The following is an 11,320-nucleotide window of genomic DNA, read 5'->3' as shown; positions in this document are numbered from 1 at the left end:
TGAAGTATAATTTGCTTAATCAACATACAATTGTGAGCAGGTTTTGGCGTTTTAAGGTGTTAACTCACTACCAAGTAAAAGCTGCAACCGAAAAACCGCTAACTACAGCCACAAAAAAACCACCTAAGAGGTGGTTTTTTCATTAATTTAATGTGCCAATGTTTAGTTAAAGTTTGAACATATCCAGTGAAAAAGGCTAAGAAACACCCTTAAGGTATAAGGCTAAGTCACATACCTCAGACATAAACTTAGAAAGCACATTAAAGCTTAAACTGAGAGGTGGCATTATTCAGCTCGTCAGAGAAATCTAACAACCCATCAGACACATCTTGTACTTCGGCTAAAATCTCTAATGTTTGAACAAATGAAGCATTCATTTCAACAACGTTATGGCTAACTTGCGCTGCTACTGCAGATTGCTGCTCTGTTGCCGCTGCTATGTGTGTATTCATGGTATTGATATTCACAATCTGTTCTTGAATAGACTTTAAAACATCACCGGTTTCACGGGCATGTTTTTCATTATCAGACGCTTTACCAATAGCAACATCCATCGTTGTAACTGATGATTCTGCCGCGCCTTTTAAGCGAGACAGAACTTCACGAATTTCTTTAGTGGCATCTGCAGTTTTAGAGGCTAAAGCCCGAACTTCATCCGCTACAACCGCAAAACCTCGGCCTTGCTCACCCGCTCGTGCAGCTTCAATCGCGGCATTAAGCGCCAATAAGTTTGTTTGTTCTGCAATGGAGGTAATGACATTGAGAATTGAATTTACACTTTCAGTGTCTTTGGCTAATTCATTAATCGACTCTGAAGCGATTTCAATTTCTGCATTAAGCTCTTGAGAAATATTAATCGTACTTGCCACCACAGCTAGGCCGTTTGTGGCTTCACGCTCTGCACTATCAGCCGCTTCTGCTGCCTGTTGGGCGCTTTGAGAAATTTCATTAACAGATAAGCCCATTTCTTCCATTGAGTGCTGCACTGTTTTGGCATCTAGACTTTGCTTTTCTGTTGCTTGAGTCGCAATACCCATTCGCTCTTTTAATGACTCTGCGCTTTGTAGTAATGGCGCTGTAACGCTTACCACTTGCTGAATCGCATCGGCAAGTAAACGTAAAAAACGGTTAAAGTTGGTCGAGACTTGGCCTAGTTCATCGCGCCCTGTGACATCAAGTTGATGACGTAAATCACCTTTACCATCGGCTAATTCACCAAGCGAGTTAGCTAAATTACCCGCAGAGCTACTTAACGATTTAGCAATAGAGATAGTTGCAATAGCCATTAATAATAGTAAAGACAAACCAATAGATAACGTCAGCATTAAACCGGTTTCTGAATGGCTAACCGACTCTTGAATCGTATAATTAAACTCGGTAACTTTGTCCGCTTTATATTGCTGAATACCTACCATTAATTTGTCATAAACTTGGGTTTTAGTAGCAATAATCTGGCCGACTTTGCTCATGTCAATCGTGTTATCAACCATGCCTTTAGCAAGGTCAAAGGTCACCTCATTATATTGATTTAGTTCTTTATTAAGTAATGACAAATTACTCGACTGTTCACTGTCGAGACTAATAAGGCTATTAATGTTTTTTTGCAGAGATTGGTATGTTTTATTGGCGTTATCAATCAAGTCTTCATCAGAAAATGACACCGCTTGAGTATAAAGTTCATCAAGCCTTTGAACATAAATAACATTTTGATTGGCAAGCTCAACACGCTGCGAGACTTTGTCTTGCATGAACGTCATTGCATCGTTGTTCTTATTAATCGAAATAATACTGATCGTTAAATTGACGGCAAAGATGATGACAGAAAGTACGAAAATCAAGCCGACTTTCTTGAAGATTGACATGTTGCTAAACCAATTCATTTATTGCCCCCAAAGCACTCGTAAAAGGATATTTGCCTTAATAAAACACGTATAAATAAACTGCGCTGACACTTTAAAGTGACCATATTATTTATCGCAGCTTACCTTGCTAAAACGCGTTAAAATCCTTTTATACTGCTATTAACGACAAATACGTTACAATTTGTATATCGGCCACTCGGCAAATTGCTAAAGTTAATAAGCAATATTATTTCGAGTCGTCGCTTTAACTTCGTAAAGCTTATCATCAGCTTGCTTGATTAATTGTTCTGCATTGATCCCTGGTTGCCATTGCGCAGCCCCTTGAGAGACAGTGACATACTCGCTCACCAAAGAGTCTGGGTGCTGAAATGCTAATTGGTTAAGGCGTAACTTAATATTATTAGCGACTTCAACTGCGCCTGCTATATCGGTTTCTGGAAGCAACACAATAAACTCTTCTCCGCCATAACGAGCACAAACATCTCTCGGCCTTTTAATCTGATGTTTTAATAACTTTGCCAGCTCAATCAAGCATTCGTCACCACGCTGATGGCCTGAGTAGTCATTGAGTTTTTTAAAGAAGTCTATATCCATTAGAATGATTGACATGGCCGAGCCACTTCGCTCGCAATGCTGAATTTCTTTGGTTAACATCGCATCAAAATAACGTCGATTACTCAGCTTGGTCAAACTGTCTGTTAACGCTAATTGATTGAGTTCATTCACTAAACGTTGATTTTCAACATCTTTAAAAATCGACTTCCTAAACCATTTTTCAATGACTTGCTGACCTGAAATGACAATCCCAAGAAAGCTCAACATTTTCATGATTGGGAAAAACAACTCATCAGCAAAAAAGAAAATTCTCACCGATGCCATATAAGTCGACATGATGAGTACAGCAAAAAGCAATAAACGACGGACGGGGAAAAATGCGATAGATAAAGCAAACATCATTAAATGCAATATTGATTCTACTTTTCCCTGAGCAAATGGTGCTGATAATATCAACCAGTTACAGACTGTGATCCAACATAAAATTAACGCCAATATATAACGATAGAAGCGGCCGTAGTCATTTATCTTTTGCGACGAAGGAAGAGAAAAATCGCGCATTGCGCCGTAAAGCGATACCAATGCTAATGGCAGGATACTAATCAGTGTGAAGGTGAAATTTAGCTCTGGAATATTCAACAATCGAGTAATGCCAATCACAACCGCTAAAATAAAGCTCAGTACACTTAACCAACGGCACCCTTTGGCAAGGTATTGCTGGGTTTCAAAGTGTAACTGTTGCTCAAATGTCGGGGTTGTTTTTTGCATCTTTCACTTATGCATGAGGATATCTCAATTGATTATAGCGACTTTCACACCTGTTGCGACATGCTTTTTGCTTTTAATTCAACCAGCACTTGAACTTAAACAACAATAGCTTACATAGTATTGCCACTTGGTTTAGTCACTTCACTGTTAACGCTAAATTTGCTCGCCAAACAAAAAAACAGCTAACAAAGTTAGCTGCTTTTACTTTTTCGATATTTGCTAAAGTAACCTAAAGGCTATCGCCTGGTTTGTGGAGGTGACTTATGCAGCAACGGTATCAGAGTTCAATGCTTTCTCAACAGTATCATCAGTTGCGTTACCTGCTTCATCACTATGACGAATCAAGTAATCGAATGCCCCTAATGATGCTGTTGCACCACTTCCCATCGCAATGATAATTTGCTTGTAAGCTGAGTTAGTCACATCGCCAGCTGCAAATACTCCGGGAATAGATGTCTCACCTTTACCATCAACAATAATCTCACCACGCGGAGTTAAGTCTACGGTATCGGTTAGCCACTCTGTATTGGGTACTAAACCAATTTGAACAAAAATACCCGCGAGTTCAACATTATGAGATTCGTTTGTGCTGCGGTCAGTATACGTAAGACCCGTTACACGCTTACCGTCACCCAAAACTTCAGTGGTCATTGCTTGAGTAATAATGTCAATGTTGCCCATTGAATTAGCTTTACGCTGCAAGACTTCATCAGCACGTAAACTAGCGTCAAATTCAAGTACGGTGACATGTTCAACGATGCCAGCTAAGTCAATAGCGGCTTCAATGCCGGAATTACCACCGCCAATCACTGCAACACGCTTACCTTTAAATAATGGGCCATCACAATGTGGACAATAAGCTACACCACTACCGCGATATTCTTGCTCACCAGGTACATTCATTTCACGCCAGCGTGCACCCGTTGCTAATAAAATGGTTTTACTTGTTAGCTTAGCGCCACTTTCAAGTTCTAGTTCAAATTGTTTACCCGACTTTAATGACAAAGCACGTTGATTATCCATGATATCGACATCATAATCTTTAACGTGTGCTTCAAGGTTAGCCACCAGCTTAGGGCCTTCTGTTTTAGACACTGAAATAAAGTTTTCAATGCCAACAGTTTCAGCCACTTGACCACCAAACTTATCAGCAACTACGCCAGTGCGAAGTCCTTTGCGCGCTGCATATATCGCAGCTGACGCGCCAGCAGGGCCACCACCAACAACTAAAACATCAAACGATTCTTTGTTATTTAACTGTTCAGCTTTTCTTGCTACTGCATTTACATCTAACTTGTTTAAGATTTCTACAACAGAAATCGCGCCAACAGAGAACGGCTCTCCATTCATATACACTGTGGGCACAGACATGATATTGCGGTCATTAATTTCATCTTGAAATAATGCGCCATCAATCATCACATTAGTAATATTTGGGTTGATCGCAGCCATCATATTCAACGCTTGCACCACTTCAGGACAAGTCTGACAGCTCAACGACACATAGGTTTCGAAATGGAATTCACCAGGTAAGTTTCGGATCTGTTCGATCACATCCGCATCTAATTTGATCGGATGACCACCAGAGTGCAGTAACGCAAGCACTAAAGAGGTAAATTCATGCCCCATTGGTAAACCAGCAAAGGTAATATTTGATCCATTTTGTGGATTTTTAATGCTCATTGACGGCGTTCTATCCGACGTTTGCTGCTGTAAACTCACTAAAGATGATAAACCTTCAATATCTTGAGCAAGTGATAACAACTCTTGAGACTTAGAGCTTGCATCTGCTGACACGACAAGTTCAACTGGGCGCTTGAGGTTTTGCAGGTAGGTATTCAGTTGATTTTTAATATTCGTATCTAACATACGTGTGCTCCTGGAAAATAAAATGAGATTGAGCAAAAAAATTGTCAATCTTAGTATCTCTGCATGGTGATGAATCACACAGAAATCGGGATGCCTAAGATTGACCGGAGATGATTTGAAACAGGCTTGCTAACCTTTGTTAGCAATATGGCTTACTCAGATGATGAGATGAGTAAGCCATTGTGACGTATTAAGTCTGTAAGCTTAGATTTTACCGACTAAGTCAATTGATGGAGCAAGTGTTTCTTCACCTGGCTGCCATGCTGCTGGACAAACTTCGCCGTCGTGTGTTGCTACGTACTGAGCAGCTTGAATTTTACGTACTAGCTCTGATGCGCTACGACCAATACCTAGGTCATGTACTTCAGCAACTTTGATTTCGCCTTCTGGGTTCATTACGAATGTACCGCGAAGTGCTAAACCGTCTTCTTCAATCATCACACCGAAATTACGCGTGATTGCACCAGTTGGGTCACCAATCATTGGGTAGTTGATTTTGCCGATAGTGTCTGAGCTTGCGTGCCATGCTTTGTGAGTGAAGTGAGTGTCAGTAGATACTGAGTAAACTTCAACGCCCATTTCTTGTAGCTTAGCGTAATGGTCTGCCATGTCGCCTAATTCAGTAGGACATACGAAAGTAAAATCAGCAGGGTAAAAGAATACTACTGACCATTTACCTAGTAGGTCTTGCTCAGTCACTGGTACAAATTCGCCATTGTGAAATGCAGTAGCTGAAAATGGCTTGATTGTAGAATTGATAATTGATTGAGTCATTGTGTTACTCCGATAATTTAATTAAGTGTGTCGCTGTATCCGTTTGATGGAATAGATAATAGCGAGTCTTTAAAATTAAATATAACGGGTAAAAACTATCACCCTAATCGGTTTTTTAGAACAAAGACAGATAAAAGACTTGGGTTATCGGATTTTCCGAATCACTGATATTAAACTTGCTTATTCCCATTGGGTAAAACGTGTTAGCGCCCGTCCAACTGGATAATCAAGCTGTTTGGATAATTGCTGCACATGTTGCTTATTGACTGCACTACCAAAAGAGTGTGGCTGCTTACTAGCATACACAACCCAATTGCCACCACCGGTTAATGTGGCATAAACATTTGCAAAGTGCATAGACAATGTCTGCTTTAATAGTTCACTTTTGCTATGCTCTTTCCAGCAATTGAGTACCAAAAACCCGTCAGTTTTTAAGCTTTGATGACAATGGGCAATAAACTCCACTGTAAGTTGTTTTTCATCGACTCCTTGCTCTATGTACATATCCGCGAAAATAATATCTACACGTTTATGATTACCTTCAGCAAGAAATGCGGTGCCATCTTGATGAACCAAATTCAACTTTTTGCCAATTGGCAACTGGAAAAATCGTTTAGCAATATCAATAACAGGTGAACGCAGTTCAACAGCGGTCAATTTTATGGCTGCATCATAACGGCGTAAAGCATGAATTAACCCACCGCCACCTAAACCTAATATGATTGCACTTTTAGGTTGGCTAAAAAGCAATACTGCTAACATCGCTTGAATATAGGTATGCTGTGGAATATGGGGCTGGGCTTTAAGGATTTTACTTTGTTCGTCATTGTCACCAAAGGACAAAATTCGACATTCATTGTCTTCTAAGACATAGATAGGGCCGATCTCATCACTAATATGATGTAACTGCTGATAATCTGACATGGAACTGACTCTGGTATACCGTCAGCTAATTTCAACCTGACGAATTTGGTTGCAAGAAAGACAGTTTACAGGATAAATTCAAACTCACATCATCTTGACTTCAAACTTAGCTTAAATAAGTCGGAACTTGACGCATTAAAGTGAGCCACTATGACAATTCAAATCCTAATTTGCGCTATTTGCATTGCTGTATTTATCTTTATACAGCAACAGCTGAAGCAATTTATCAGCCAACAAGCCAAGAAAAAACAGGTCAATGAAGTACGCAGCCGTTTAGTGACAAGACTATTAACTTACCTACTCTTTTTTATTACTGCATCCATTATGGCTGTGTCATTAGGATTGGGGTACCAAGAAGTCTCGTTATTTGTTTCATCTGCCTTTGCCGTTTTGGGGGTTGCGTTATTTGCCCAATGGTCAATGTTAAGCAACATTACTGCAGGGGTACTGATTTTCTTTGCATTTCCGTATCGAATTGGCGATAAGATAAAAATCGTGGATAAAGATGAAGATATGACAGGGGTGATTGTCGAAATCAGTTTATTTCATGTGATAATTAAACGCGATCAAGGCGATATGATGACTTACCCGAATAACCTTATGCTACAAAAGGCAGTCATAAAAATACCTAAAACAGTGAAGGAATCAAACTCATCTACAGAGAAAAACGCCTCTCAATATGTCGATGAAGATATCACGCCTGATTAGCTTTACACATTGCCCTAATAAAAAATGCGCCACATGGGGGAGCTCCCATAGCGCATTCATTAATTAAGCTAACTTCACGAGTGCTATCGCATCTGTGTATCGGGTTAATTTAATAAGCGCTGAAAAAATGCCACAGCTTGTAAATACATTTGCAATGCCAGTGCCGCATCATAACGTTCACCTTCATCACGCATAAACGCATGCTGAGCATTGACTTCTTGCCAGCTAAAACTCACGCCTTCTTGCTCAAGCTTTTGGTAAATCACTTTACGCCCTTCACTAGACACGTGAGGATCTTGCTTGCCAAACACCAAGGCCACCTCACCAGCAATATCCCCCGTGCGGGTAAGTGAATCATTCAATGCTTCACACGGTAAGGTATTGGAATGTATGTCTGTGGGATACAAGCAAAAAGCGCCACTGATATCCGCATTCAGCGCTGCTCTATATGCTAAATGCCCTCCGATACACACTCCCATAGCAGCGACTTTACTGGTGCAATAGGCTTGGCTACGAGCAAAATCCACCATTGCTTGCGTATCACTATCATGATGTTCTAAGGGCTTTGCAAATTTATCCGCATTGCCTTTATCTTTACCAATATCATCATAATCGAGCACGGTACCAATCGGGTTTAACTCGTGAAAAACCTCAGGAACTAGCACGACAAATCCGTGCCCAGCAAGTATTGCTGCACTGCGAGCTATAGGTGCTGTTTGCTGAAAAATTTCAGAGTAAAAAATAATTGTCGAGAACTGTCCTGCGACATCTGGGCGATAAACGTAGGTGCGCATCACGCCTGTTGGAGTGTCAATATCATGAACTTCCTTGGTGATTATCATATTCCCTCTTTTTAGTCAGTCTGAGTGCTGGTTTTATTAACATGTGTAAACGTTGAGCATTACCTAAAATAATGAGCCTCACCATGTTTGCTTACGATCTAATTTAACTCGTTTGCTGAATGCTGCCCTGAGAGTAAGTCGGTGACATTTTTTAAGGTTGTCGAGGCAATTGCATTAAGCGCCTCATCAGTTAAAAACGCTTGATGACCAGTGAAGATAACATTGTGACAGGCTGACAGCCGTCTAAAAACATCATCTTGAATTATTTCGTTGGACTTATCTTGAAAAAAGAGTTCTTTTTCATTTTCATAAACATCCAAACCTAATGCACCAAGTTGCCCCTCTTTTAGCGCTTCCATGGCATCGATTGCATTTAACAATCCACCACGTGAAGTATTAACCACCATGACCCCAGTTTTCATTTTATGAAAACTTTGAGTACACAGCATATGATGATTATCTTCAGTCAATGGGCAGTGCAAACTGATGATGTCACATTGAGGGTACAATTCATCGAGACTGGTATAGTTAACTCCTAAATCAATCACTTGCTGATTAGGATATGGATCGTAAGCAATCACCTTACAGCCAAAACCAAGCAAAATCTTAATCGTAGCAATGCCTATTTTCCCTGTGCCAATAACACCGACGGTTTTGCCATGCATGTTAAAACCCACCAAACCCGATAGGGCAAAGTTGGCGTCACGAGTGCGTTGGTATGCTTTATGTATTTTCCGGTTCAATGTCAGCATAATCGCAATAGTATGCTCTGCAACCGACTCGGGAGAATAAGCTGGTACGTTGACGACAGTGATCCCTAATCGATGCGCTGCATCTAAATCCACATTATTAAATCCGGCGCAGCGCATTGCGATAATTTTTGTGCCACCTTTAGCCAGCTCTACTAACACTTCTTCGCACAATGAGTCGTTAACAAATGCGCACACCACTTCAAAACCATCAGCCAATTTAACGTTTTGCATGCAAAGTCGATAATCGAAATATTCAATGGTTGCACCAAAATCTTGGTTGATTGCATCAAAGTGCTGAATATCGTAATTTTTGGCACTGAAGAAGCCAATTTTCATGTCATTGTCCTTAATAGAAAGCGTTACAACGGCTTATACTTGAAATCAAATAAGTAAATCGGATATCAAGGTTGCGCATTTTTATCACATCAGCATAGCAATAATTTAGAGTTTGCTATAGATCGCTATTCATTCGAAATGAATTTGTTAAGCTGATACGTCAATAACTGACCAATTACGTATTTTCTATGTCTAAAAAGCAGCAACAAGAAGTATCAGAATTTCAATTTTGGATCCAACGCCTCGGAAAAACCAGTTTACGCGCCTTGCATATTGTTGGTGTCGTCGGTGCCGGTGGCGGTCTGCTACTGGGTATAGAGCAAAGTGAGTGGCTTAACTATTGGATCATAGCAATGTCCAGTGGTGCTGCCCTGTTTGCTTGGGAAGTTATTCGCGATTGGCGCTGGTTAATTCAATTAAAAGGCGTATTAACCATCTGTAAAATTTTACTCTTGTTGCTATTTATCCCAATGGCAAATTGGAAGCCTGAGATCACTATCTTTATTGTGCTGTTATCAGTTGTGGTATCTCATGGACCTGCTGGGCTTAGACATTATTCTGTGGTCCATCGAAAAGTAATACATGGCAAAAAGGAAATTAAAGGTTAATCTAGTAGTATCTTTTGTTACTATTAAGGTTATAGGATGTTTCCTTATCCAGAACAATATCGGTTAGCTGCACCGCCGCTAACCACCAGTTTTATGGTTTTTTGGGCACTGTTTAGTCACAGTATTTTTGCTGATGCGAGCCCGTTTGCCCTCTATCCGCTACTGTCATTATTTCCTTTAGTACTCATCGCGCATGTGTATTTAATCTGGAATGCTCAAGGTATGTCTCGATTAGATCAAAGCTTTTATGCCTTGGTTCATGTTCCTCTCGCTTTTGTTGTTTGGACTTTTACCATTATGCACGTTAATGGCAACGCTTTTTCTTAATACAAAATTTAACGATTTGATTTAAGTAAAGGCTGAAATTGTCATTTAGCCACAAAGGTAGCGAGAACAACTTGCACAAATATGGCGGCAAAGGTATCTTTGCCGCGCATTTACGTTAAAGGCTTACCATGGCAGATTTCATTTACCTTCCTCCAACCGATCCTTGGCTTGATATCATTCACGAAGATAAAGACATTATCGTACTGAATAAGCCTTCAGGATTGTTATCTATTCCTGGAAGAGAAGCTCAATACCATGACAGCATATATAGCCGTGTGCTTGAGAAGCACCCCAATGCACAAATTGTACATCGCTTAGATATGGCCACATCTGGGGTTATTGTCGTTGCACTGCGCCGTAATGCAGAGCGTGAGTTAAAACGTCAGTTTCGAGATAGAGAAACGGCCAAAACCTATTACGCAAGAGTTGCGGGCCATGTGAATCCTGCGATTAAGCAAGTGGATTACCCGCTGATTTGCGACTGGCCAAATCGCCCGAAACAAAAAGTGGACCATAAGTTAGGTAAGCCCTCATTAACCTATGTAGAAGTCATCAGTTACGCCAAACAATCTACCTTAGTTAAACTCACGCCCATTACAGGTCGCTCTCATCAACTAAGAATTCATATGATGGCAATAGGCCATGTCATTTTAGGTGATGGTTTTTACGCTGATCCACTCGCCAAAAGATTATCAACACGATTACTACTGCATGCTGCAGAACTTTCGTTTAATCATCCGTATCATCAGCAAGCATTAACCTTTAAAGCCGAAGTGCCATTTATAGAACCTATTAATGATCAATAATTAGGGCTTAATTAGCGATAAAACCGAGATATTATCGAGTACTCAATCATAGATTGTTGCACTTGCTATTGCTATGGTTCCCCTTATTGTTACTTGCTTGTTTCTTTTACTTAGGTCTATTACTGAGTTCTCATACTTAGTTTTCCAGCTTACTTATCTTAATGACTTACTCTACGTCGTTATCTTAAA

11 protein-coding genes are annotated in these 11,320 nt (G+C 40.3%); 4 read left to right on the top strand and 7 right to left on the bottom strand.

Annotated features, from left to right (window positions below; genetic code table 11):
• Window positions 1-260 precede the first annotated feature (260 nt).
• From SJ2017_RS03610 to SJ2017_RS03590, 5 genes are all read right to left on the bottom strand, one after another.
• Entirely contained in the window at window positions 261-1,880 is a 1,620-nt protein-coding gene (locus SJ2017_RS03610) for a methyl-accepting chemotaxis protein (RefSeq protein ID WP_065109794.1), read from the bottom strand.
• Window positions 1,881-2,075: 195 nt separating this feature from the next.
• The gene (locus SJ2017_RS03605; protein ID WP_080914890.1) at window positions 2,076-3,185 is read right to left on the bottom strand and encodes a GGDEF domain-containing protein; all 1,110 of its coding nucleotides are present in this window, start codon (window positions 3,183-3,185) and stop codon (window positions 2,076-2,078) included.
• 261 nt (window positions 3,186-3,446) lie between these two features.
• A complete protein-coding gene (ahpF, locus tag SJ2017_RS03600) occupies window positions 3,447-5,054 on the bottom strand; it encodes an alkyl hydroperoxide reductase subunit F (RefSeq protein ID WP_080914889.1) in 1,608 nt (535 codons plus the stop codon).
• A gap of 204 nt (window positions 5,055-5,258) precedes the next feature.
• Window positions 5,259-5,828, bottom strand: a complete 570-nt coding sequence (gene ahpC / locus SJ2017_RS03595; RefSeq protein WP_055022675.1) for an alkyl hydroperoxide reductase subunit C — start codon at window positions 5,826-5,828, stop codon at window positions 5,259-5,261.
• A 180-nt stretch (window positions 5,829-6,008) separates the two neighbouring features.
• On the bottom strand, window positions 6,009-6,752 hold the full coding sequence (locus tag SJ2017_RS03590) for a spermidine synthase (RefSeq protein ID WP_055022676.1): 744 nt from the start codon (window positions 6,750-6,752) through the stop codon (window positions 6,009-6,011).
• Between the two features lie 150 nt (window positions 6,753-6,902).
• Between SJ2017_RS03590 and SJ2017_RS03585 the strand changes: the two genes are divergently transcribed.
• Window positions 6,903-7,460 (top strand): mechanosensitive ion channel domain-containing protein, encoded by a 558-nt coding sequence (locus SJ2017_RS03585; RefSeq protein WP_080914888.1) that lies wholly within the window; start codon window positions 6,903-6,905, stop codon window positions 7,458-7,460.
• 104 nt (window positions 7,461-7,564) lie between these two features.
• Here SJ2017_RS03585 and SJ2017_RS03580 read toward each other — a convergent pair whose 3' ends face one another.
• Complete coding sequence (locus SJ2017_RS03580) at window positions 7,565-8,302, bottom strand: dienelactone hydrolase family protein (protein ID WP_055022678.1); 738 nt, start codon at window positions 8,300-8,302, stop codon at window positions 7,565-7,567.
• Window positions 8,303-8,400: 98 nt separating this feature from the next.
• On the bottom strand, window positions 8,401-9,390 hold the full coding sequence (locus SJ2017_RS03575; protein ID WP_055022679.1) for a 2-hydroxyacid dehydrogenase: 990 nt from the start codon (window positions 9,388-9,390) through the stop codon (window positions 8,401-8,403).
• Window positions 9,391-9,578: 188 nt separating this feature from the next.
• Between SJ2017_RS03575 and SJ2017_RS03570 the strand changes: the two genes are divergently transcribed.
• From SJ2017_RS03570 to rluA, 3 genes are all read left to right on the top strand, one after another.
• The gene (locus SJ2017_RS03570; protein WP_080914887.1) at window positions 9,579-9,998 is read left to right on the top strand and encodes a hypothetical protein; all 420 of its coding nucleotides are present in this window, start codon (window positions 9,579-9,581) and stop codon (window positions 9,996-9,998) included.
• 36 nt (window positions 9,999-10,034) lie between these two features.
• On the top strand, window positions 10,035-10,325 hold the full coding sequence (locus SJ2017_RS03565) for a hypothetical protein (protein WP_055022681.1): 291 nt from the start codon (window positions 10,035-10,037) through the stop codon (window positions 10,323-10,325).
• 128 nt (window positions 10,326-10,453) lie between these two features.
• A complete protein-coding gene (gene rluA / locus SJ2017_RS03560; RefSeq protein ID WP_055022682.1) occupies window positions 10,454-11,131 on the top strand; it encodes a bifunctional tRNA pseudouridine(32) synthase/23S rRNA pseudouridine(746) synthase RluA in 678 nt (225 codons plus the stop codon).
• Window positions 11,132-11,320: the final 189 nt, after the last annotated feature.

It is taken from the genome of Shewanella japonica (assembly GCF_002075795.1).
In the GTDB taxonomy this organism is placed as follows: domain Bacteria; phylum Pseudomonadota; class Gammaproteobacteria; order Enterobacterales; family Shewanellaceae; genus Shewanella; species Shewanella japonica.
The sequence above is the reverse complement of the archived record's forward strand: the minus strand, read 5'-3'. Positions and strand labels throughout refer to the sequence as shown.